This window comes from Brevibacillus sp. SKDU10 (genome assembly GCF_001645205.1).
Lineage (GTDB): Bacteria > Bacillota > Bacilli > Brevibacillales > Brevibacillaceae > Brevibacillus_B > Brevibacillus_B halotolerans.
On sequence record NZ_LSSO01000137.1, the window covers coordinates 1 to 23,009 of the forward strand.

Annotated in this window: 19 protein-coding genes and 3 pseudogenes; 19 read left to right on the plus strand and 3 right to left on the minus strand. The window is 42.0% G+C overall.

The window, feature by feature from the left end; translation table 11 throughout:
• On the plus strand, positions 1-434 hold a 434-nt coding region (locus AYJ08_RS08400), incomplete at its 5' end, for a DAK2 domain-containing protein (RefSeq protein WP_157452838.1).
• Between the two features lie 575 nt (positions 435-1,009).
• Positions 1,010-1,233 (plus strand): annotated as a pseudogene (locus tag AYJ08_RS24405) (Crp/Fnr family transcriptional regulator); the annotation flags it as partial.
• A gap of 48 nt (positions 1,234-1,281) precedes the next feature.
• Here the strand turns inward: AYJ08_RS24405 and AYJ08_RS08410 are convergent.
• The gene (locus tag AYJ08_RS08410) at positions 1,282-1,485 is read right to left on the minus strand and encodes a hypothetical protein (protein WP_064017335.1); all 204 of its coding nucleotides are present in this window, start codon (positions 1,483-1,485) and stop codon (positions 1,282-1,284) included.
• Between the two features lie 121 nt (positions 1,486-1,606).
• On the opposite strand from AYJ08_RS08410, the gene AYJ08_RS08415 reads away from it, so the two are divergent.
• The 3 genes and pseudogenes from AYJ08_RS08415 (at position 1,607) to AYJ08_RS08425 (ending at position 5,150) form a co-directional block, all read left to right on the plus strand.
• Positions 1,607-2,485 (plus strand): AraC family transcriptional regulator, encoded by an 879-nt coding sequence (locus AYJ08_RS08415; RefSeq protein WP_231929057.1) that lies wholly within the window; start codon positions 1,607-1,609, stop codon positions 2,483-2,485.
• A gap of 268 nt (positions 2,486-2,753) precedes the next feature.
• The gene (locus AYJ08_RS08420; protein ID WP_064017347.1) at positions 2,754-4,061 is read left to right on the plus strand and encodes an NtaA/DmoA family FMN-dependent monooxygenase; all 1,308 of its coding nucleotides are present in this window, start codon (positions 2,754-2,756) and stop codon (positions 4,059-4,061) included.
• Between the two features lie 96 nt (positions 4,062-4,157).
• Positions 4,158-5,150 (plus strand): annotated as a pseudogene (locus AYJ08_RS08425) (ABC transporter substrate-binding protein).
• A gap of 465 nt (positions 5,151-5,615) precedes the next feature.
• Here AYJ08_RS08425 and AYJ08_RS08430 read toward each other — a convergent pair.
• Positions 5,616-6,482: an alpha/beta hydrolase gene (locus AYJ08_RS08430; protein WP_064017336.1), complete on the minus strand. Its 867-nt coding sequence runs from the start codon at positions 6,480-6,482 to the stop codon at positions 5,616-5,618.
• Between the two features lie 202 nt (positions 6,483-6,684).
• Between AYJ08_RS08430 and AYJ08_RS08435 the strand changes: the two genes are divergently transcribed.
• The 14 genes and pseudogenes from AYJ08_RS08435 to AYJ08_RS24740 all read left to right on the plus strand — a co-directional run bounded on the left by AYJ08_RS08435 (position 6,685) and on the right by AYJ08_RS24740 (position 22,316).
• A complete protein-coding gene (locus tag AYJ08_RS08435; RefSeq protein WP_064017337.1) occupies positions 6,685-8,367 on the plus strand; it encodes a PucR family transcriptional regulator in 1,683 nt (560 codons plus the stop codon).
• Between the two features lie 183 nt (positions 8,368-8,550).
• Positions 8,551-9,783 (plus strand): allantoate deiminase, encoded by a 1,233-nt coding sequence (allC, locus tag AYJ08_RS08440; RefSeq protein ID WP_064017338.1) that lies wholly within the window; start codon positions 8,551-8,553, stop codon positions 9,781-9,783.
• A gap of 55 nt (positions 9,784-9,838) precedes the next feature.
• Entirely contained in the window at positions 9,839-11,122 is a 1,284-nt protein-coding gene (locus tag AYJ08_RS08445) for an MFS transporter (protein ID WP_064017339.1), read from the plus strand.
• A gap of 65 nt (positions 11,123-11,187) precedes the next feature.
• Positions 11,188-11,952 carry a (S)-ureidoglycine aminohydrolase gene (gene allE / locus AYJ08_RS08450; protein ID WP_031414910.1) on the plus strand — a complete coding sequence of 255 codons (765 nt, stop codon included), beginning with the start codon at positions 11,188-11,190 and terminating at the stop codon, positions 11,950-11,952.
• Positions 11,953-12,072: 120 nt separating this feature from the next.
• A complete protein-coding gene (allD, locus tag AYJ08_RS08455) occupies positions 12,073-13,122 on the plus strand; it encodes an ureidoglycolate dehydrogenase (protein ID WP_064017348.1) in 1,050 nt (349 codons plus the stop codon).
• Between the two features lie 37 nt (positions 13,123-13,159).
• On the plus strand, positions 13,160-14,209 hold the full coding sequence (gene allD, locus AYJ08_RS08460) for an ureidoglycolate dehydrogenase (RefSeq protein ID WP_064017340.1): 1,050 nt from the start codon (positions 13,160-13,162) through the stop codon (positions 14,207-14,209).
• A 121-nt stretch (positions 14,210-14,330) separates the two neighbouring features.
• Positions 14,331-16,073 (plus strand): acyl-CoA synthetase FdrA, encoded by a 1,743-nt coding sequence (gene fdrA / locus AYJ08_RS08465; protein WP_064017341.1) that lies wholly within the window; start codon positions 14,331-14,333, stop codon positions 16,071-16,073.
• Between the two features lie 102 nt (positions 16,074-16,175).
• The gene (locus AYJ08_RS08470) at positions 16,176-17,441 is read left to right on the plus strand and encodes a YlbE family protein (RefSeq protein WP_064017342.1); all 1,266 of its coding nucleotides are present in this window, start codon (positions 16,176-16,178) and stop codon (positions 17,439-17,441) included.
• Positions 17,442-17,467: 26 nt separating this feature from the next.
• Positions 17,468-18,382: an oxamate carbamoyltransferase subunit AllH family protein gene (locus AYJ08_RS08475; protein WP_064017343.1), complete on the plus strand. Its 915-nt coding sequence runs from the start codon at positions 17,468-17,470 to the stop codon at positions 18,380-18,382.
• Positions 18,364-19,320 carry a carbamate kinase gene (arcC, locus tag AYJ08_RS08480; RefSeq protein WP_064017344.1) on the plus strand — a complete coding sequence of 319 codons (957 nt, stop codon included), beginning with the start codon at positions 18,364-18,366 and terminating at the stop codon, positions 19,318-19,320. Before AYJ08_RS08475 ends, arcC begins: the two co-directional genes overlap by 19 nt.
• 252 nt (positions 19,321-19,572) lie before the next feature.
• Entirely contained in the window at positions 19,573-20,556 is a 984-nt protein-coding gene (locus AYJ08_RS08485) for a glycerophosphodiester phosphodiesterase family protein (RefSeq protein ID WP_064017345.1), read from the plus strand.
• Positions 20,557-20,934: 378 nt separating this feature from the next.
• Positions 20,935-21,051: a DUF3885 domain-containing protein gene (locus AYJ08_RS22915; RefSeq protein ID WP_231929058.1), complete on the plus strand. Its 117-nt coding sequence runs from the start codon at positions 20,935-20,937 to the stop codon at positions 21,049-21,051.
• Between the two features lie 916 nt (positions 21,052-21,967).
• A pseudogene (locus AYJ08_RS22920) lies at positions 21,968-22,111 on the plus strand (transposase-like zinc-binding domain-containing protein); the annotation flags it as partial.
• Positions 22,112-22,193: 82 nt separating this feature from the next.
• Positions 22,194-22,316, plus strand: a complete 123-nt coding sequence (locus tag AYJ08_RS24740) for a hypothetical protein (RefSeq protein WP_255365456.1) — start codon at positions 22,194-22,196, stop codon at positions 22,314-22,316.
• Here AYJ08_RS24740 and AYJ08_RS08490 read toward each other — a convergent pair.
• Positions 22,309-22,932: a class I SAM-dependent methyltransferase gene (locus AYJ08_RS08490; RefSeq protein WP_064017346.1), complete on the minus strand. Its 624-nt coding sequence runs from the start codon at positions 22,930-22,932 to the stop codon at positions 22,309-22,311. The two genes, AYJ08_RS24740 and AYJ08_RS08490, sit on opposite strands and share 8 nt — an antisense overlap.
• Positions 22,933-23,009 lie beyond the last annotated feature (77 nt).

The following is a 23,009-nucleotide window of genomic DNA, read 5'->3' on the forward strand; positions in this document are numbered from 1 at the left end:
TTATGGAGCATTGTGGCGGGGCTTCTGGGCCAATATGGGGATCAGCATTCCGAGCCGCAAGTAAATTTGCCAAAGACAAGACCGAATTATCCGTTTCAGATTTTGCTGGCATGACGAAGGCTGTTGTCAAAGGCATTCAGGATACGGGAGAAAGGTCCTTTGGAAGAGGAGCAGTAGTCGGAGATAAGACCTTGATTGATGCGCTTGTACCTTTTTCCGATTCCTGGGAGAAAAGTGCCAAAGAGGGCGAGGATAGTAAGACAGCAGCTACCAAAGCGGCAGAAGCTGCTGTACTAGGGGCTAAGAAAACCGAGTCCATTGTCGCTAGAATGGGCCGAGCAGGAACAGTCGGTGAAAGAAGTCTCGGTTATCCAGATGCAGGAGCTTTTGCATTGGGAGTTATTTTCACACAGCTAGCTCAAGCTATAGAATAAACGGATTAAAGCTACTCCTAGATTAAAGCTACTTCCTATATGTAAAATGGGGCTGTCCTCGAAGTCGTAAGAGATGACAAAAGACAGCCCTATTATTGTTATTCGTATTCATGTAAACTCGTAGACTCCTCTTTTTCATTCTTTAATAGAATCATTCAAGTTACTTCCGATTGCATTACGTCATTTAATTCGTAATTCAATTTCTAAAGGCTCTTCCGCGTGTTTATCCGCCTCTAATTCCAACCCACTAGGACCACCGTTCACCTTCCGTTTTTTATAAGGCTCATCCTAAAATATATCCGCATTTTTTGCTTGTAATTTGGGTCAATAATATGTAGTGGTTCCTCGGTAGCCCTGGTTGTCTTTGTTTCAGATGGGGAATTATCCATGACTGATGTCTCTTTCCATGCGACAGAGAGTGCTTCTGATCTCTTTGTTTCAATAACATTCCAGATTTACCAACATGCAGGACAGTTCAAGATTATTTGCAGTAGACCTTATCACAAATAGTGGTAAAGTGGAGAGTGGATGCAGTTCTAAATTGTAAGCTCCTTTACACGAATGCGGGGGTTACGGGAAAAGAAATCACGTTCAATTTCTACACAGAAGAGCAAGCGGTCTCGATTTTCAATCGTCATCGGCAACATAAGCCATCTGCGTACACCTTCATTTGTATAGAAGACTGTATCATGGTTGTTGGTGATCTTGAAGTCGAAAAGGACATGTTTCAAAAACACTCACAATTAGAAACCATGATACGCAAGATGGTGAGGAAAACCTGAGCGAGTTCCAAGATGAATGGACTTCAGGAAAATATACAGAGCCCAAGCTACTACATTGTCAGTTATCATGATGATGGCTCACCCCAAAATTTCGGCTTTAAAAAGGCTATTTGATGACATGAAATGTGGTGCTGGCATCGCCCTTTATCAAGGCTTTCATGGACAAAACCATAAGAAAAAAATGCAGCCAGTTCCATGATGATAATTGATGTGCCAGCAGTTATGGCGGCTTTTCGCTCATTTGATAACTCTTTTACTGAGGCAACCATAAGATAGCCTCCTATATGACAATGTTTATTTTCATTTTAATAGGAGGAGCTTGACTGGTCATTGACTTAAATCAAGAGAATATAATTATTTGATCATTTTCCATGGATAAGGAGCAGAACAATGATAGATGTGGATAAATTAGCCGAGATATTTGCTAGTGGTTCCTATGATGTAGAAGGTGCCTACCGGTTAGTCATCCAGCCGAAAAGTATATTGCGCGAATTTAGGACCGAAAGGCATGGATTTCTTTTTACCATTCGTGGAGAAGCTAGATTGTGCGTGAATGGAACTGCCTACGAATTACATCCAGGAACAGTATTACATGCGGCTCCAGGCATGCAACTTGACTCGCAGGTTTTAGGCAAATCTGAGTACGAGTACTATTTGCTTTTTTATAGATTGGATAAGCTAGGTGAAAATAGCGGTCATGTATGCGACTCTCATTTCAAGCTGGAACCGGGAGCAAATCCGAGAGTGATAGAATTACTGATCATGATGCATCAGAATGCCTATACACTTGGCGGGATTGGGAAACTTCGTGTCAAGGAATTATTCTTAAGCATCATGCATCAAGTTCTGGTAGGTTGCAGGCATCGAGAGAGTGGCTGTTCTCCGAGTAAAAGGGTGATAGAGGAAGCCATTGCATACATTAACAGACATTATATGAATCCGCTGACACTCGACGAATTGGCTGAGTTGCATGGGATGAGTCCCAAACGCTTCTCCTACTACTTTCACAAATATACTGGGTTTCGTCCGATCGACTATGTCATTCATTATCGTATGGAAAGAGCGAGCGAATTACTGAAAGTAGGCAATTTTCCCATCAGCGACATTGCGGTCAGTGTGGGGTATGCCAATCCGCTATATTTCAGCAGAGTCTTTAAAAAAAATTCGGTGTGTCTCCCTCCGCTTACCTATCAATTAGATAATGATGCATATGACATTCGTGATTTGTGCATTTGCTTTTGTTTCAGTTCTTGCTACACTATTCATTGATAATGAGAATCATTGTTATTTTTTGGGGGTGATTAAGTAAATGTAAGGGTGTGCTCGTCAATGGTCGATTTGACCGAGAATATCTAGGACAGGTGGTTCGGACGCGATAACGCTTTTGCCGATCTTGGCTCAAATCCAGGCGGTTCTCATCATGATCGTCGGAGTGTTGTTGCCATGGAGCGGCGATGTTGCTGAATGTTCAATCGGTCGACTTCGCTTTCTAAAGCATGCCTCTGATCGGATTATTTAGTAGGAAAGGGTGATAAAAATAACGGAAAATAGACAATTGTGCATCGGTTTGTCCCTGTCTGCAACTTGGATGAAAGGAGACGGATGGCGGCGCCCAGACAGCGGTGTGGAAAAAATGGGTTCTATAGATTATTATATTGATTTGGCAAAAATAGCGGAGAAGGCAAAACTCGATTTTCTTTTCAGGGCGGATTATCTGTATGTGAGCCCACAGATGTTGGGCGATTCCGCTAATTTCGGTAGCCCTGACCCTACGATGATATTCGCAGCGATTGCTCGTGAGACCGAGTGGATCGGGCTGGTTACGACTATTTCTACGACTTTTAATCCGCCGTATGTTGTTGCCAGACAGCTTCAGTCTTTGCACTGGCTGAGCAATGGACGTGCTGGCTGGAATATTGTCACTTCTATCGAAGGCGCCGAAAATTTCGGTGATTCCCCTATGCCTTCACCGCAAGAAAGATATGCGAAAGCAATGGAATTTACGGATGTCGTACGCAAGCTCTGGGCAAGTTTCCCGAATGAAGCAATTGTAATGGATCGGGAGTCAGGCATGTTTTCTAATAGGGATAAGGTTTCCTCAATTGATCATTCAGGTGAGTTTTTCAGTGTCAAGGGACCGCTTACTATGCCCGCCCATAAATCGGGATTTATTCCTTTTTTTCAAGCAGGTGCGTCGGATATAGGACGGAATTTTGCCTCTACAGTAGCGGATGCTATATTTGCGGCGATGCCAGACCTTGAATCCGGAGTGGAATTGCGAACTGATCTGAGAAAAAGAGCCAAGGAACATGGACGAAATCCGGACGCGATCAAAGTTTTGCCTGGACTATATTTTTTCTTGGGCGATACTCGCGAGGAAGCGAATGAGTTACATAGGGCAGCACACGCACATTTGAGTCTGGAGCGCAGGCATGCATCGCTCAAATCAGTGCTCGGCCTTGATTTAAGCAGCTTTGCTTTGGATCATCGCGTAACTGCCGATATGCTGCCTGATCCGAATCAGCCAGTCCGCAGCCGAACTCATGCTGAGCTGTTGCGCCAGTATATTACGAACCATCAGCCTACAGTCGAAGAGGTGTTGGCAAGGCCGGAGGTTGTCGGATCTGCTCACTGGGTTTCTGTTGGAACGGTTGATGACGTGGTAAGCGACATTATTGAGCGGTTTGAGGCAGGAGCGATTGACGGATTTATAGCTCTTCCAGGCGGTTCAGAAAAATCAATGGAAATATTTTTTGAAAAACTGATGCCGCAGTTGGTTGAACGAGGCTTGTTCAGAAGCCAATATACGGGTGTCACCTTGCGTGAGCATTTGGGGATTACATAAGCTGTCGCTTTGAGACAGGGATTTAAAAATGGAACTAGATATAGATCATCAAAATTTCTATTTCGAGATTTTTTTAAAAAGGGGTTCAACTGAAAAATGAATAAAAAGCTTATGCTGGTTGGATTGATAGCATTATTCATGCTGGTTTTGGCTGCATGTGGAGGAGAAAAACAGAATGAAGCAAGTTCAACCTCTAGCAACAACAACGAAACAGCACGAGCCGAAGTGGACAATGCAGGAGCGAGCGAAACAAGAACGATTGAGTATCTCGGTGAAAAGTATACCGTTCCACAAAAGGTAGAAAAAATTGTGATTACTGGGGCTATGGAAGCGATGGAGGATGCGGTAGTGCTTGACGTTCACCCAGTAGGGGCAATATCGATAGGTGGAAAGTTTCCAGAAATGTTTGCTTCGGTAACGGGCAAGTCGGAATCAATTGGTGAAAAATAGGAACCCAACTTTGAGAAAATATTGCAATTAAAGCCAGACGTTATTTTAGGTTCATCCAAGTTCCAAAAAGAAGCAGTGGAGAAATTGCAAAAAATCGCTCCCACTATTTTGGTATCGCATATTGCTATAGACTGGGAATCTAATTTGAAGCTAATGGCAGAATTAACAGGAAAGCAAACAGAGGCAGACAAGATTCTATCTCAATATGAAACAGATACACAAGCAGTAAAAGCATTGTTAAAAGAAAAGCTTCAAGGCAAAAAAGTAGCCGCTGTTCGCATTCGTGGGTCACAAGCTTTCGTTTACCCGAGAGATGTTTACTTTAACCCTGTCTTATACGACGAAATTGGTTTGGAGGTTCCGCAACAGATAAGCATGGTGAAAACGCAAGAAGCGATCTCTATCGAGCAGCTGGCGGAAATGAACCCAGATTATTTATTTGTACAATTCTCTACGAGTGAAACGCAAGAAGCGAAACATGCATTTGAAGACTTGAAAAAGAATCCCATTATACAAAACCTGAATGCCTTTAAACAAGATCACGTATATGTTAACGTGGTTGATCCGCTTATGGAAGGAGGTCCCGCTTATAGTCGCATCAAGTTTCTAGAAGGTGTGCAAAAGCATCTAGATAAGTAATGGAAGAGAGAAAGATTGCTCCAAATGATCCGATGCTCATGAAATGAAAGATTTCATTTGCGATTGTTGGATGGTTGCTTGCTATTATCAGAGTGATTGTCTTTGGATACTGATGTGTATGTTGTGGTTAAACTGCTTTTTTTGTTTAGATACAGTACGATGAACCGTACCACAAGTAACGGAAAAGTTGTTGAACTAACGGGCTCGATAGGTAAATAAAAAGAGGCAGTCAGAAGAGTGTTTTTTTTTCTGACTGCCTCTTTCATTTTGATATCTAAGAACATATGCGATTTACATGTAGTTCTTACCATTTGTAATAAAGAACTACAAAAACACTTTATTTTGTGTTTTTTACTGGTTTTATTATTTTTGGAAGATAGGATTAATAAGTAGATAGTCATGCTCGCTGGTAGTAGAAATCAGAAACTAGTTACATTGCAAAAAAATAAGTTTTTTTATAGTATTTTAAGTCAAATGACAATACAGAAAATCAAGCACTTGAGCAAACGCACGCTGGACGTTTTCTTTATCTGGTTGTCGATCAAACAAGTGGTCTTCACCAGGGAGGGTAAGGAGTGTATGCTCGATTCCAGCGCCTTTTAACCGTTCGGCCATAGATATAGATTCGTCGCAAGGAACATCATGATCTGTTTCCCCATGTAGGAGCATAATAGGAGTGAGTGAGTGATTCACGTACTCAATCGGACAAAGTAGTTTTAGCTCTTCCTCATTTCGTATGGGGTCCAGTCCCGTCGTTTCCCGAATCCAGCTACCTTGCTGACGATAATATAAATAAAGACCGAATCTTTGCTGGATGGAGCTTTCTGTAAGTATTTCTTTCGTGATTAATTGATCGGCTAACTTCTTGGGGACAAGCGTTTTCTGTAAGTAAAAGGGACTCGGCTCTGACGCCCAATTCCCTCGAATATCCCCATACCCGTAAAAAGAGACGACTGCTTTTACATACGACTCTTTAGAGCCTGCAAGTAAAGCGAGATAACCTCCTGCAGAAGAGCCTATTACAGCAATCGCTGATGGCTCGATGCCAAGCATGCCCGGGGCTTCGTCACGAACCCATCGTAGAGCATCTTGCACATCTTCGGCTATAGCAGGCAGCTTGGTTTCGGGAGCCAATCGATAATCGATAGAAAAAACATGGAATCCAGCCTGATTATATTGCGTGATGTGCTGCGGCAACATATCTTTTCTCGATCCAAAAATAAATCCGCCACCATGGATATAGACAATAACAGGGGCATTCGTTTTGCTAGCGCTATAAAAATCCCCCAGCAAATGAATCCCATTAACCGTTTTATAACAAATTGTTCTCACTTGATTTCTCCCTTTTAAGTCTGTCTTTTCTGTTACGATGTATCTTAACGAAGACTTCTAGTGATAGTATTGGTATGCTTATAGTACTGTCTTCTGTCACAAGACTCAATAGCTGGCATGGGAACACATAAGAAAATGGAGCCTTTTCTCTATATAAAAGACAGCTAAGATTATTTCGAATGAAGGGGTTGGAGTGAAGGATATGGAGTTTAGGGTAGAGCATATACTGAGAATGCAGAGATTACAGGATGCGGAGGTATTGGGTGGAGAAAATGGGCTTTCCAATGTGATTAAAGGGATCACCATAATGGAAGCACCCGATATTGCAGATTGGCTGAAGGGTGGAGAGATGCTACTGACTAGCTTATATCCGATCCGTAATTATACAGAGGACGAGCAGAGAGAATTTGTCTTACGTCTTGCTGAAAAGAAAGTCAGTGCTTTGATGATCAAAAACCACCGATTCGTCCAAAAAATCCCGGATGCAATCGTGGAGGCGGGTGAACAAGCAGCTTTGCCCATTATCCAGATTCCTCAAGACATTCCTTATGTGGACGTGCTATATCCAGTGATGGAAGAGCTGTTTAATAATCAGGTGATGAAGCTTAAATACTTTATCGAAGTACATGATCGCTTCACAGCGCTTTCCCTAACGGATGCCGGTCTGGAATCCATTATTGCTACATTAGGTGAATTGATTGGAAACCCTGTCGCCATTTATGACCGGAATTTTGTTTGCATGACGGCTACTTCCTCATACACGATGCCTATAGAACAGCGGGATAGCTTAGTGGAACGTGAAAAAGAAGTTGAAACGAAATTCCCTTATTATTGGTTGACGGCGCAGGTTTCAGAAGGTGAATCCAAGCCTCAATTTGTCGAGCAGGTAGTGGTACCCATTCGGACGATCAATCATATCAAAGTGCATCTGGTCATCACGGAAGCTCATAAGCGGCTGGAAGAGCTAGATTTTATTGCGATTGAAAATGCTGCAACTGCCCTTTCTCTTGAGCTAGTCAAGCAATTTGCCGTAGCAGAAGTGGAACGGGAATTTAAAAATGACATTATTGACGATCTTTTAACGGGTAAAAGCCAGATGCTAGAGACGGTTTATCATCGAGCTAATTTGATCGGTTGGGATTTAGATCGTTCATATGCTGTTCTTTTATTTCATGTAAAAGAAGAGATTACGTCATTGAGCCAAAATGAAATGGATAAGCTGCGAAGCTCACGGAGCTTGCAAACAAAAACCTTCAGCGATTTACATGAAGCTGTGCGCTCTCATTTTGTGAATGGTATTCTGCGAAGACGAGGAGATACAATTACCCTGCTCTTGCCAGTCAACGAGGAGGAAGGAAAGGGGAAAAGCTGGCTGTCTGCTGTGAAGGAGAGGGCACGTCAGATTCAAGAGAAGATCCGTGCTAAAGCCAAAGACATTGTTGTACAGGTCGGCATCGGGAATGTAGCAGAAACGGTAATGGATATTTCTAGGAGTTATCAAGAGGCGCAGGATGCATTGGATTTAGGTGAGAAGCTCTATGGGAAAGAATCGATTACCGCCTTTGCCGAGCTTGGACTTTTCCGGTTGCTTTGTCAATTTCCAGACCCTGCTGTCCTAACCTCTTTCATACCTCCTTCTTTAAGTAGATTGGTTGAAAGTAAGAGTGCTATTAAAAATGATCTGCTGCATACACTCGAGGTATTTTTAGAGCATAACCAAAATGCTGCAAAAGCAGCCCATGATTTATTTGTACATTATAAAACGGTCATGTACAGACTAGAACGGATTAGAGAAATAACGAGCATGGATTTTGAGGACTCAGAGGAGATGTTAGGAGTTCGTGTAGGCCTTAAGATTCTAAATCTGGTAAAAACTGAAAAATAAAATCAAAAATGCAAGATAGACGGGCCTATGCTCGTCTTTTTTTTACCCAAGATGGATAAATACCTAGCTTGACTTTTATCCACTCCTGTTAATGACTCTATGATAGTAAGCGCTTACAATTAGGGTGCAAGTTAGGAAAACGTCTTACGAATCAATTCATCTTCAGAGAAAGGAACAGTGAGTATGGGAGAGTTAAGTAAAGAGATCGTACAGCATTTAGAGTGGCTGGGTCATTTTGGAAAAGAACCTGAAGGGGGCATTTCCCGATTTCTCTACTCGAAAGAGTGGTTAGAAGCTCAAAAAGCTTTAGAAGATTGGATGAATAAAGAAGGCTTTGACTTCCATTTTGATGAGGTAGGTAATCTATTTGGAGGCCTACGAGGAACAAAGCATCAGGATGAAACTATTTTAACCGGTTCTCATGTGGATACGGTAGGCAATGGTGGATTCTACGATGGCCAATACGGTATTATCGCAGGATTGCTTGCGATTAAATATCTAAAGGAAAAATACGGAAATCCGCTGCGTAATCTACAAGTGGTATCCATGGCTGAGGAAGAAGGTAGTCGTTTCCCTTATGCATTCTGGGGTTCCAAAAATATCGTTTGCACAGCAAAGCGCGAAGAAGTAGAAAACATAGCAGACTTTGATGGCATAGCCTTTGTGGATGCGATGAGAGAATGCGGCTTTGATTTTCGTAAAGAAGCCACTGAGATTCGCAAAGATCTGAAAACATTTGTAGAAATCCATATCGAGCAAGGCAGTGTTCTGGAAAACGAGAAAAAATCTGTAGGCGTAGTCCATAGTATTGTTGGCCAACGCAGATTTACCGTAGAAGTGACAGGGGAAGCTAACCATGCTGGTACGACCCCGATGGGTTATCGCAAGGATACTGTTCATGCCGCTAGTACCATGATCTGTGACGTGATGAACAGAACGAAAAAGCACGGAGATCCATTAGTAGCGACGGTAGGCAAAATTGAAGTGAAACCAAACGTGGTTAACGTGGTTCCGGGCTATACCCTATTTACGATGGACATTCGCCATACTGAGAAAGAAGCGCTTGTTCAATTTACGGAAGAAATTATGGCTTCTATGAATGCCATTGCAGAAGAAATGGGCGTAGGTTTGAAGGTTGATATGTGGATGGATGCTGACCCAGTTCCTATGGATAAACGTGTAGTCGAAGTAATCGAAAAACAGTGTAAGGAAAAAGGTTTGAATTATAAGCTAATGCACAGCGGAGCAGGACATGATGCTCAAATTCTAGCGCCGTTTGTTCCATCAGCAATGATTTTTGTACCAAGTAGAAAGGGAATTAGCCACAACCCGGCTGAGTATACTGAGCCTCATGATTTAGCCGAGGGCGTAAAAGCTCTGATCGGTACACTTTATGAGCTAGCCTATAAAGAATAGGTGACATCTTGGCGTATTGTTTGCCCATAACCTCATCGTAAGGAGCAGAAAAGAGATGAACGAACATACACCAGCAGCTAAACAAGGTGGTCTTGCGTATTGGAAAAAGGTCGTCATTCTGTTTTGTCTTGGGTGGACTGTCATCTGGATTTACAGAACTGTACTGAACCCGATTTTACCAGAAATTAAAGTGCAGCTTGGTGTTGAATCAGATGCTAGCATGGGTCTAATCTCCAGTATGTTTTTTCTGGCGTATACCTCTATGCAGATTCCATCCGGCTTTCTCGCTGATAAATTTGGAAGAAAAATAATGCTGATCCCGGGCTTCTTAATCTTTGCTTTTGGAGCCTTTACAGTAGGGATTGCACCATCTTTGGCTTTCCTGTTAGTGGGAAGCTTCCTAGCAGGACTTGGACAAGGTACTTATTATGGACCAGCTTATTCAATCTCATCCTCCGCAATCCCAAATGAGAAGCGAGGCTTTTCCACTGCCATTATTAACAGCGGCTCGGCGCTCGGAATGGCTCTTGGATACATCGGTTCCTCTTACATGGTAAAGGGACTCGGCTGGGACTGGAGACCTCTCATTTATGTCACAGGTGCTTTAATTATTATTATCGTTATTGCCTTTGCTAAAGTAATTAAGGAAAAACCAGCAGAAAATGCTGTTGAAGGAACAAAAGAAAAAGATCCGAATGATAAAGCAACAATGAAAACGCTTTTTGGCGATATTCGCATGATTTCGGCTTATGTCATTTACTTTTCCGTGTGTTACGGGTATTACATGATTGTAACCTGGCTTCCTAGTTACCTGCAAATGGAAAGAGGATTTCAAGGTGCTGCTATCGGCTTTGCCTCTGCTTTGGTTGCCTTTGCTTCTGTCCCAGGGGCACTATTGTTCAGCCGTTTGTCTGACAAGTTCAAGCACAAAAAGATAATGGTTGTTATTTTGCTACAAATTATAGCCGCAGTTACCCTGTATCTAACGGTGGCGGTGCAAAACAACGAATTACTGATTTTGTTCCTAATCATGTATGGATTCTTCGGTAAATTAGCCGTAGATCCAATTATGATCTCTTACGTGGCAGATATTGCTCCGAAACAAGGATATAGCACAACGTTTGGTGTGTTTAACTTTTTTGGAATGATGTCATCTGTAGTTGCTCCGTTTGTAACCGGTTTAATTTCAGATGCTACAGGAAGCAAAATCTTGGGCTTTTACCTCGCAATCGGTATTATTATTGTATGTACCGCATTCCTGTTCTTTGCGAATCTAAAAAGTACCTCACGCAGTAAAAAGGTAGAAGCCAACGAACAAGAATTCAAATTTAGCAAATGATTTCGTTAGTCTAGTACTGACGGAATCATTGCCCCAAAAAAATAGAGAATTGGAGAGAAATGACAATGGGTTATCCAACTGACTTACTATCCAGCCGTTCCATCATTAAACATGGCAAATATGCTTTGATTGCTCCGGAGGGCTTGGTCAATAACGTGGTTCCGGGTTTTGACAACTGCTCGATTTCTATTTTGGCAACTCCGAAGCTTGGAGCAAGCTTTGTTGATTATGTGGTTACGATGCATAAGGGTGGCAAAAATACAGATGGCTTTGGTGGACAAGACCTTGTCGAAACCTTCGTATATGTTCTTGAAGGTGAAGTAAAGGCATCTGCTGATGATCAGGCTTACACATTGACAAGTGGCGGATACCTATACTGCCCACCAGGAACAACAATGTATTTGGAAAACCTAAAGGATGGTGACAGCAAGCTATTCTTGTACAAGCAGAAACATAAACCGTTAAAAGACTTGAAACCATGGGTCGTTTCCGGTAACTCAAATGATATCCCGGAGGAAGATTATGATGGCATGACTGATATGCGAATTCAGGATCTTCTACCAAAAGAAATAGCTTTTGATATGAATTTCCACATTTTGACCTTTGATCCGGGTGCATGCCATCCATTCATCGAAACGCACGTTCAGGAGCATGGAGCATACTTACTCTCTGGTGAAGGAGTGTACAACCTCGATAACGAGTGGATTCCTGTGAAAAAAGGCGATTATATCTTTATGGGTCCATATGTGCAGCAGGCTTGCTACGCTGTCGGTCGAGAGAAGCTTGCTTATGTTTACTCGAAAGACTGCAACCGAGACGCGGATCTCTAAGAGAAGTGCCTCAGCAGACGAGGAAGATGGTAAAAGGTGACTGCTTTTTACCATTCTCCTTGTTATAGCTAAGGAGCAATCACAGTATTGCTGAAATCCAATGTAATAGAGGTGTCGGAATTGAGAGTATCCAGACAAGAGTTAAAAGATCTGATTACCAATAAACTGCACAAAGCTGGTTTGACCCAAGAGCATGCGGAAGGTGTGGCGGAGGTTCTGGTCCATGCCGACATTAGAGGCATTCATTCCCATGGGGCCATGCGTGTAGAATACTATGCAGAACGGATTGCAAAAGGCGGATTAAATACTGATCCTTCGTTTACATTTGAAAAAACAGGCCCTAGCACAGCGGTATTTGACGGGGATAATGGAGTAGGTCATGTAGCCGCTAAGCAGGCGATGGACGAAGCTATCAAGATGGCCAAAGAAAACGGAGTAGCTGTTGTTGGCGTCAGAAGAATTGGACATAGCGGAGCTCTTTCTTATTTTGTACGTCAGGCTGCAAAATCAGGGATGATTGGTATTTCTCTGTGCCAATCTGATCCAATGGTCGTTCCTTTCGGAGGTTCTGAGCCGTACTACGGTACCAATCCAATTGCATTTGCTGCCCCTAGCAATAGTAAACGCATCATGACACTGGACATGGCGACAACTGTACAGGCTTGGGGGAAAATTCTCCATGCTCGATCTAAACAGGAATCCATCCCGGATACTTGGGCGGTGGATAAAGAAGGGCATCCAACCACAGATCCTTTCAAGGTAAATGCCTTGCTTCCGATCGCGGGTCCAAAGGGTTATGGCTTGATGATGATGGTGGACGTGCTTTCAGGTATTCTGCTTAATCTTCCATTTGGGAATAAAGTTTCCTCCATGTACCATGATTTGACTGAATATAGGAACCTTGGTCAGCTTCATCTTGTTATTAATCCAGCTTTCTTTACAGATGCAGATATGTTTAAACAACATATTTCTGCTACAATGGACGACCTGAATCAAATTAAGCCGGCACCCGGTTTTAAACAGGTGCTTTTCCCAGGTCAAAACAACGACATGATTCAGGAAGAATACGAAAAAAATGGCATTGAAATTGTCGATGATGTCTATGAATACCTAGTTTCGGATATCGTTCATCGAAATGCCTATGATCATAAAGACCCCTTTGCTAAATAAAATAGGCGGTTGTAGTGTGAAAGGGAAGGTGGCATAAATGAGAGTAAGCAAACAAGAGCTAAAGGAGTTAATCACTCGCAAACTCCATAAAGCCGGATTGACAGAGGAGCATGCAGAAGGAGTAGCTGACGTTCTGGTTCATGCGGATGCAAGGGGTGTTCATTCTCATGGTGCCATGCGTGTAGAATACTATGCCGAACGGATTGCTAAGGGTGGTACCAATGCGTATCCTACGTTTACCTTTGAAAAAACGGGTCCTTGCACTGCTATTTTTGATGGTGACAATGGGGCAGGGCATGTAGCGGCTAAGGTAGCAATGGATGAAGCTATCGCAATGGCCAAAGAGAACGGTCTTGCAGTTGTAGGTGTTCGCAGAATCGGCCATAGTGGAGCCCTCTCTTACTTTGTTCAGCAGGCAGCAAAAGAGAAGATGATTGGAATCTCTTTGTGCCAATCTGATCCGATGGTCGTACCATTTGGTGGCTCAGAGCCGTATTATGGTACAAATCCAATCGCCTTTGCTGCACCTGGGCACGGGGACGACATGATTACTTTCGATATGGCGACAACCGTACAGGCTTGGGGAAAAATCTTACATGCGAGATCAAAAAATGAAACAATCCCAGATACTTGGGCGGTAGATAAAGAGGGTCATCCAACCACAGATCCATTCCAAGTGAACGCTTTGGTACCAATCGCTGGACCTAAAGGATACGGATTAATGATGATGGTAGATGTACTTTCCGGTATTTTACTCGGATTGCCGTTTGGAAATAAAGTGTCATCGATGTATCATGACCTGACAGAATATCGGAATCTGGGACAGCTTCATATCGTAATTAATCCTGCTTATTTTACAAGTCTGTCTGGATTTTTACAAAACATTACCAATACAATGCAGGATTTGAATCAGATTAAACCAGCTCCCGGGTTTAAAGAAGTATCTTATCCGGGACAGCGTAGTAAAATTCGCGAGGAACAGAGCGAGAGCAACGGGATCGAAATCGTGGATGATGTGTATGACTATTTAGTGTCGGACGTTGTTCATAAAAACCAATACGACAAGAAAGATCCTTTTGCAAAGTAAGTTCATAGCTAGCCTATAAAGAGAATTCATCCTATAGCAGCACCCTTATTCTTTATCCAATTGACGCTGTGATGCTTTAATGAATAAATCAACTTATCTGACGGAAGAGGTGCTCTTACTAATGCTATATTCCATCATTAAAGAAAATTCCTATCAAGATTCAGTTAATCTCATGCTCCTAACAAACAAGATTTCCACGATGGATGGAGTCAAACAAGCCTCCATTATGATGGGGACACCTGCGAATAAAGAGATTTTCCAAAATACGGGTATGTTTACCGATGAGCTAGAAAAAGCAGGACCGAACGATATGTGCATCGTGATTGATACAGACGATGAAGACAAAGTAGCACAGGTGCTGACCACCATTGAAGAGGAGCTGAAAAACCAAGCTATCAGCAGTAGCAAACAGGAATTCGAATCCGTCCGAACTTGGGATAAAGCGATGCAAGCTCTTCCTAATGCCAATCTTGCTCTGATCTCTGTACCTGGTCAATATGCAGCCGAAGAAGCAGATAAAGCACTTGATCGCGGGCTGCATGCCTTTATTTTTAGTGATAACGTTGCGATTGAGGATGAACTACGACTCAAACAAAAAGCCCATGAAAAAGGGTTACTGGTCATGGGGCCTGACTGCGGAACAGGGATTTTGTCCGGTATTCCGGTAGCTTTCGCCAACGTGGTAAAAGAAGGCAACATTGGTGTCGTGGGAGCTTCAGGTACTGGTATTCAGGAGGTTACCACTCTTATTGACCGTTTGGGTGGAGGCGTAAGCCATGCAATCGGAACAGGTGGTCGCGACCTTTCTGAAACTATCGGAGCAATTACAATGTTAGATGCTATTGCCGGACTTGAGAAGCATCCAGCTACCGAGGTAATCGTAGTTATTTCTAAACCTCCTGCAAAAGAAGTTCGTAACCAGGTGGTTCAGCTTTTACACCGCATTTCAAAACCAGTAGTTGCTATTTTTGTAGGGGAAGAGCCTGAAGCACATGAAGGTAGCGTATATTATGCCCATACATTGGAAGAGACTGCCATGATTGCCGTGGATCTGTCTAAAGGAAAAGAAATCAGGGCCAACTACAATATGCTAAGTACAGAGGCTCCGAAAGTTGAGCTGAAACCAGAACAAACAGCCATTAAAGGTCTGTACTCGGGTGGTACGCTTGCTTATGAAACCGCTATCCTGATGTCAAAAGGTCTTGAATTAGGACAACTCATTCATGAAGACGGCTATATGCTAAAAGCCAAAGGTCATGAGGTAATCGACTTAGGGGATGACAAGTATACACAAGGCAAGCCTCACCCAATGATTGATCCGGAGACAAGAATCCATTACATTGAGCAGGCAGCTTTGGATGAATCCACAGCGATCATTTTACTAGATGTTGTTTTAGGTTACGGTTCTCATGATGATATGGCTGGCGCATTGTTGCCTGTCATAGAGAAAGCTCAACGTAACGCTAGAGAAAAAGGCAAGAACCTGTATTTCGTAGCAACGGTGTGCGGAACTGAAAAAGACCCTCAAGATTACCATGAGCAAAAGCAAAAGCTGGAGCAAGCTGGCGTTATCGTAAAAGAGAGCAACAATCAGGCTGTTCGGACAGCTCTCTCCATGATGGGAATTCAGCTTAGCGACAAGGAAAAATCATTCATTGCTGGCAAGCAGTATGAACAAGAAGATAACAAGGTTTCTGAATCCATTGGTAAGCTTTTGAGTGGAAAGCCGGTAGTGATTAATGTGGGACTCAAGAAATTTGTAAACGCAGTAACTAGCTACGGTGGAAGTGCTGTGCATTTTGATTGGCGCCCGGTAGCTGGAGGAAATGAAAGAATGCGTAAGATTTTGAGCTTATTGAAGTAAGCTGTCATTTTGAACATAAACAATTCGTTATTATTAAAACGCTTACAAAGCATATATATAAGAACATACAAATAAACTAATATTCGATTAGGAGGATGTAGCATGTACGGACCTTATCAAACAATCGACGAAGCAAATCAGGCAGTTATTCAAAAAATTGTAGCAGGTGCTCCTTTTCTAGTAGATGTAGTTCCTGCCAAATCCGTAGTAGAGGAATTAAACGGTCGGGTGCTTCTCCACGCAGGTCCACCTATTCAATTCGACGACATGACAGGACCAATGCAAGGGGCTTGCGTAGGAGCATGCTTATTCGAAGGGTGGGCGGCGAATGAAGAAGAAGCGATGACCATGCTAAAACAAGGGGACATCACATTCATTCCGTGCCATCATGTCAAAGCTGTAGGACCTATGGGCGGTATTACATCAGCCAACATGCCACTTTTGGTTGTAGAAAATCAGACAGATGGAAATCGTGCCTATTGTACGATGAATGAAGGAATCGGAAAAGTACTGCGATTCGGAGCCTATTCTGAGGAGGTTATCCAGCGTCTAAGATGGATGAGAGATGTTTTGGGGCCTACTCTCTCTAAGGCTTTGTATCAGACTGAGAACGGCTTAAATATTAACGTCATGATGGCAAAGGCAATTACGATGGGAGACGAATTCCATCAACGCAACATCGCAGCCTCTCTTGTATTTTTAAAAGAAATCAGTCCTTATATCCTGCAAACCGATGCGTCTGAAAAAGACAAATTCGATGTAGTGAAATTCCTAGCAGATACTGACCAGTTTTTCCTGAACGTTGCGATGGCAACCTCAAAAGCGGTGTTAGATGCTGCAAGAACAATTCAGCACGGCACAGTGGTAACAGCTATGTCTAGAAATGGAAAAAACTTCGGAATACGTATCAGCGGTATGGGAGACGAATGGTTTACAGCCCCAGTTAATACGCCTCAGGGATTATTCTTTACAGGCTATTCCCAGGAAATGGCGAATCCTGATATCGGTGATAGCGCTATTACAGAAGCATTTGGTGTTGGCGGTATGGCTATGGTTGCAGCTCCAGGTGTTACGCGTTTCGTCGGTGCGGGCGGATTTGAAGATGCGCTAGCAACCAGCAATGAGATGACAGAAATTTGCATTGATCATAACCCTAACTTCACGATTCCAACTTGGAACTTCCAAGGTATCTGCCTCGGAATCGATGCACGAAAAGTAGTAGAAACAGGCATCACACCAGTCATTAATACTGGAATTGCCCACAAGGAGCCTGGTGTTGGTCAAATTGGCGCAGGTACAGTTCGTGCGCCTCTCGCTTGCTTTGAAAAAGCTCTGGAAGCTTATGCACAAAAACTGGGATTAATTTAACAAAACGCAGAAAAGGGGAGAGCGACATGAAAGAGTTACTGCAGATAAACGGGATGTACAGCCAGTCTGTACACCCTCTCCTCCAAACCGGCAACCCCGGCTATATCCATAGTTTGTTTCAGAACGGATTTAATATCGGAATGGAAGATGGGCTTATTTTTATCGGGGGAACAAAGAACGGACTGCTTCCTTTTGGCATTCATGTGGAGGATAGTCTGGTACCCAAGCTTGTTTCATTGATCAAGCAAGGGGAAATCGTTCGCTATGACAGCGGCATGTCGGCTCTTCTCTTTTCCACGTTTTATATAAAATTGAACTCTAAACATGCTTATCATCTCATTGTAGAACAGATGGCGGAGCATCCTGAATCTTTGCTTCGGCATTTGAAGGCGTTTGTAGTTGAGCTAGTAGAGGATAATCGACCTACAGGAACTGATATTTCCGTAGAGCATTTCATCCACTGCTTCATGAAGGAATCCTCTCTGTTTTGTTCGGAAAGTGAACGGAAGGTATTACAACTGATTGATGCTGCGTCAACTGTGAACTTCTCACAGATCGATGAAGTTCTCAGGTACTGGATTGGTCGAGGAAAAGGCCTCACTCCTTCTGGAGACGACATGCTGGTGGGACTGCTTGCAGTGGATGCAGTAACGGAAGTGCTGACAGACTCCTTCCGCGTGCACGTAACCAGGCTAGTGGAGAACGAAGCACTGACAACAGATATCAGTCGGGAATACCTGAAGTATGCACTGAAGCGGGACTTTAGCTCGGTGGTGACAGATGTTTTACATTCTCTACTACAAAAGGATACAGACAGCTTGAATGAGAGGATTAGAGATTTGCTACGCGTAGGTCATAGCTCAGGTCTGGATACAGCATTTGGCATACTGATCGGTATGCTGATAATAAGGAGGAATTCAAATTGTCACAAAAAGTTGTAATTGCTCTCGGGGGCAACGCTATTTTACAACCCAAACAGCAGGCTACTTATGAAAATCAACTGGAGAATATCCAGAAAAGCTGCGAGGTAATCGCACGTATTGTGAAGCAGGGCTACGAGGTAATTATCACACATGGGAACGGTCCGCAGGTCGGAAATATATTGCGTCAACAGGACGAAGCAAAAGAAGTAGTTCCGCCATTCCCTCTTCATGTGTGCAGTGCACAATCCCAAGGCTTTATCGGGTATATGATGAATCAATGCCTGCTAAATGAGCTGCAAAAGCTCGGACTAAATAACTCCGTAGTAAGCATGCTGACACAAACGGAAGTATCAAAGGAAGATCCAGCATTCCAAAATCCGACAAAACCGATAGGTGTTTTCTACAGTGAAGAAGAAGCCAAGCGTCTTGCAGAGGAAAAAGGTTGGATTGTTAAGGAGGACGCAGGCAGAGGCTGGCGTCGGGTAGTTCCGTCTCCAATGCCAAAAGCGATTATCGGAGCTGACTTAATCCAATCCCTGACAGATCAAGGGACCATCGTAATTGCTGCGGGTGGAGGAGGTATACCTGTATCTCGTCAATCGGACGGAACTCTTGTAGGGGTGGAAGCTGTTATCGATAAAGATCGAAGTGGTTACCAGCTTGCTCAAGATGTGAATGCCGACATATTTATGATCTTGACAGATGTTGAGAATGTGTATGTGAACTATGGCAAACCAAATCAAAAATCACTTGAAACGATATCGCTGGAAGAAGCTAAGCAGTATGCTGATGAAGGGCAGTTCAGTGCCGGAAGCATGGGACCTAAGATGGAATCAGCCATAGGCTTTGCTGAAAAAGGCGGGGCTGCTATCATTTGTTCCTTGGATCAGGCGGATTTAGCTTTGGCAGGAAAAGCAGGTACCCGCATCACTCAAGCTATATCTAGCGCAACGTAAATAATAGAAGAGCTTATTTCGACACGAGCAGTTCTATAGTCATCTACATGACAATAGGACTGCTCTATTCTATTTTATAGCAAAGAAAACCATTCCACCCAACAATCAACTATATATTTGTTAGTTTTATATGAGTAAAATGTCATCTCAGCATCATTGTAAAACCAATCAGATCGGTTATAGTATGTAAGAGTATGAATGTAACAAACACAACGTAAGAGCTATCAACAAGAGATGGAACAGGAGAAACCAATGAACATGATAAAGAAACTATTGAAACGAAAAATCGTCTGGATATGTCTTGTCCTACTTGTATTTATCTATGGTAACAACAGTTCTTTGTTTGCCCATCGGCCCGACGGATCACCTCTGCTGCTTGCTCATCGAGGACTTGCTCAGACCTTTAGCATGGAAAATATCACGAATGATACCTGTACAGCCGAGCGAATAATGAAGCCAGAGCATCCTTATTTAGAAAATACCATCCCTTCTATGGATGCCGCTTTTAAAGCTGGTGCGGATATAGTAGAATTCGATGTTCAATGGACAAAAGATAACAATTTTGTTGTTTTCCATGATTGGACTCTTGAGTGTCGTACAAATGGGAAGGGTGTTACAAGAGATTATACAACCAAAGAGCTGCAAGCACTCGATATTGGATACGGCTATACGGCAGATGGCGGTAAAACCTTTCCATTCCGAGGGAAAGGAATAAATCTAATGCCAACTCTGGATGAGGTGCTGAACCATTTTCCTGATCGTTCCTTTCTGATTCATATCAAAAGTAATGATCCCAATGAAGGAATTCAAATGGCGGCTTATCTGCAAAAACTACCAGCTAGCCGTCTGGATCAATTAACTGTGTATGGCGGGGATAATCCGGTAGCTGAGATAAAGGAGCGAATACCTAGCCTGAGAACCATGTCAAAGGCTTCATTGAAAAAAGATCTTCTTACTTATATGGCAATAGGGTGGACCGGCTACGTACCCGCTAGTCTAAAGCATGCCCAGTTACATATACCTGATCAGATTGCTCCTTGGTTATGGGGATGGCCGAATCGTTTTCTGAATCGGATGGATGAAATGGACACACGAGTCATTATTGTAGGTGGAGATGGAGGAGGATTTTCAAGTGGATTTGACTCTCCTGAGGATATAAACCGCCTTCCAAACAATTATAGCGGCGGGATATGGACAAATCGGATTGATAAAATAGCTCCTTTATATAAACAGTAGGCCATCCTTTTTAGGGGAAATAGATTTTTCTCGGTAGCACTTTCAAAAGAATAGGTAGAAAGATAATAAGAGAAGAGGCACATTTAAATAGGAAGGAATCGGCATAAAAATAATACACATAATATTTATTATGTAAACATAATGGCTCTTTTTTATTAGGGTAGTATCCAATCTGGTAGGGTTCAGCGATATAAAACTGCGACACTTACGACACAAAATTGGCAATAAACATTTTGGATCACACAAATTTCTCGACATACGAAACAAAAGCAATAAATGTTTTTTTGTAAACAGATAAGGACTAAAAATAGAAGCTCATTTATCTTAGTCTTTATCTGTTTTATTTCATTTTAAGGTTTTACATAATTGATGAATCTGATGGCAGGTTGCGATGTTATTACATCATCCATAGAGTCTCTTAGACTTCTGTACAAAAATTACAACAAATGGATTTTGGAATACGACAAAGAGGCAATTGATATAGTTTTTCAATAGCCTCTCTTTTTTTATTAATAAATCAGCAATAAACAATAACCGAGTTTTTTCTTAAAATATTTTCAATAATCCTGTTTGGTTAACTATATAACCTAGTGTTACCAATAAGTCAACCTAGTTTGCCAAGTTAACTTACAGACCAAAAAGGAAGTCGTCTGGATCGCCGGGACAGCAAGCATCTTCTGTTGTCCACTCTTTTATCTGTTCTTCTTCACGTATTCGGTTCGTTTTGGGAACTTCTGAGAAACTTTTACTTCATTCTTCAATATAATAACAGTGAAAGTTAGGCAACTTTCGCCTCCTTAACAAGCCCTTTACCTTTCGGTCGAGGGCCCCTTTCGTAAAATAAAGTAATAAACGCATAGGAGAGCCTACTTAGTAACATCTGAGGGAATCATAGGTCTTTTCAAAAAGGTATCTGACTGGCTAGAGAGGTGTTTTTTCGTTAAGGAAGGAAAAAAGGAACTCCGTGAATTCAACTTCTTTCGTTGAATGTAATGTAACGGTTATCGAGTAGCACCCTAGTGAAAGAAAGGGTTATTCTTTCTTATTCAAAGCATTAGAAATTTCTTTTAATACTTTTACAAGCTCCTCATTTCCCTTCTGTCTAATGTAATTTCTTTGACGGAGAATTAAAAAATAAACTCCAAAGCTAATTAGAAAGACTACCAACAAACAGTATATCAAGAATATCATTTTGGATAACACTCCTTGGAAAAAATTGATCTAATTATTATTACCACAATGTAAAGGTAAAAAGGCCCTTAATTGTGCTTTTGACAAAGGATTAGTTGAGTTAATTAATGGATTAGTAGTATCAATAGGTTAATCTAGTTTACTAAGTTAACTTGTAAGCAAAGTCTTTACCTATTTAGAGGAATGGGCATATTTTAAAGCATCAAACTTGGGATGGAGTTATGTTGACCCTTCATCCTCTGTCAGCGGAAGGCTAATTGATGAATTACGGGAAACTCGTTTTGCGGCAGGCTTTGCATGTCATCATTGCAACAGTCAACTTGTGGTTCGTTATGGGAAGTCAAACAATCGGCAGCGATACAAGTTTACGCAAGGAATAACCTTTCATATTAAAATATTGGTTGTTTGAGTAAACCTAAACAATTAGTAAGGGGATACCAACATCGATGAAGGAATCAAGTTTGGCAATCATAGAAGTGTTTAGTGTACAATTTTTTCTCGATCCAGAGAGCTTTACAAGGAAACTTCGAGCACAATCGAATCAGAAGGGAATAGAGAAGCTCATTTAATCTTTTGCAGGGTAATTTTTCTGTACATATCCTTAAATAAGATCGGGATATCTCCTTGCACTATGATCTGCTCCTTGTACGGCTTAACAATTACTTCAAAGTTACGTCCAATATCAGTGCCAAGTAAAGAGATAACTGGACGGAGCAGTCTTTTCTTTAAAGAAAGCTTTTTATTTTTAGGTTTAAATTTATCAAAAATGATGATCGTACCACGCTCTTTGGTTACCCTTATAATCTCCTTCATACATTGATTTGCATCAGGGACTACAGAAAGAATAAGATTGGCTACAACCATATCAAATGATTGGTCAGAGAATGCTAAGTGTTGGGCATCCATTTCTAGGAATTGAATGTTCATTTTTTTGTTTGTTTTTCCTTTCGCTTGGGAAAGCATTGAGGGAGATATATCTATGGCAATTATTTGAATGTCCTGTTCAGTAAAAAAGCACAAGTCAGCTCCTGTACCGATCCCAACAAATAGGACTTGCTGCTTATTGGATAAGACGAGGTCTTCAAACACCTTTTTTCTTGCGTTCAGAAAGATACCGGAATTAAAAAAGACATCATAGATAGGTGCTCCTAATTTATAAATGAGTTTGTTCCATACGTTGTTCATTTCTCACCTCTATATTCAAACGTTTATTTGACTGTTTTAATTATAGAATAAAACTAATATTCAAACAATCATTATAT

Bases quoted from the DNA above. Each gene is read 5' to 3' on its own strand.
- allC (WP_064017338.1), top strand. From the start codon at position 8,551: ATGGGAGAGTTAAGTAAAGAGATCGTACAGCATTTAGAGTGGCTGGGT.
- AYJ08_RS24740 (WP_255365456.1), top strand. From the start codon at position 22,194: ATGAAGGAATCAAGTTTGGCAATCATAGAAGTGTTTAGTGTACAATTT.
- AYJ08_RS08415 (WP_231929057.1), top strand. From the start codon at position 1,607: ATGATAGATGTGGATAAATTAGCCGAGATATTTGCTAGTGGTTCCTAT.
- allE (WP_031414910.1), top strand. From the start codon at position 11,188: ATGGGTTATCCAACTGACTTACTATCCAGCCGTTCCATCATTAAACAT.
- fdrA (WP_064017341.1), top strand. From the start codon at position 14,331: ATGCTATATTCCATCATTAAAGAAAATTCCTATCAAGATTCAGTTAAT.
- AYJ08_RS08490 (WP_064017346.1), bottom strand. From the start codon at position 22,932: ATGAACAACGTATGGAACAAACTCATTTATAAATTAGGAGCACCTATC.
- AYJ08_RS22915 (WP_231929058.1), top strand. From the start codon at position 20,935: ATGGCAGGTTGCGATGTTATTACATCATCCATAGAGTCTCTTAGACTT.
- AYJ08_RS08470 (WP_064017342.1), top strand. From the start codon at position 16,176: ATGTACGGACCTTATCAAACAATCGACGAAGCAAATCAGGCAGTTATT.
- AYJ08_RS08485 (WP_064017345.1), top strand. From the start codon at position 19,573: ATGAACATGATAAAGAAACTATTGAAACGAAAAATCGTCTGGATATGT.
- AYJ08_RS08445 (WP_064017339.1), top strand. From the start codon at position 9,839: ATGAACGAACATACACCAGCAGCTAAACAAGGTGGTCTTGCGTATTGG.
- AYJ08_RS08435 (WP_064017337.1), top strand. From the start codon at position 6,685: ATGGAGTTTAGGGTAGAGCATATACTGAGAATGCAGAGATTACAGGAT.
- allD (WP_064017340.1), top strand. From the start codon at position 13,160: ATGAGAGTAAGCAAACAAGAGCTAAAGGAGTTAATCACTCGCAAACTC.
- AYJ08_RS08475 (WP_064017343.1), top strand. From the start codon at position 17,468: ATGAAAGAGTTACTGCAGATAAACGGGATGTACAGCCAGTCTGTACAC.
- AYJ08_RS08410 (WP_064017335.1), bottom strand. From the start codon at position 1,485: ATGGTTGCCTCAGTAAAAGAGTTATCAAATGAGCGAAAAGCCGCCATA.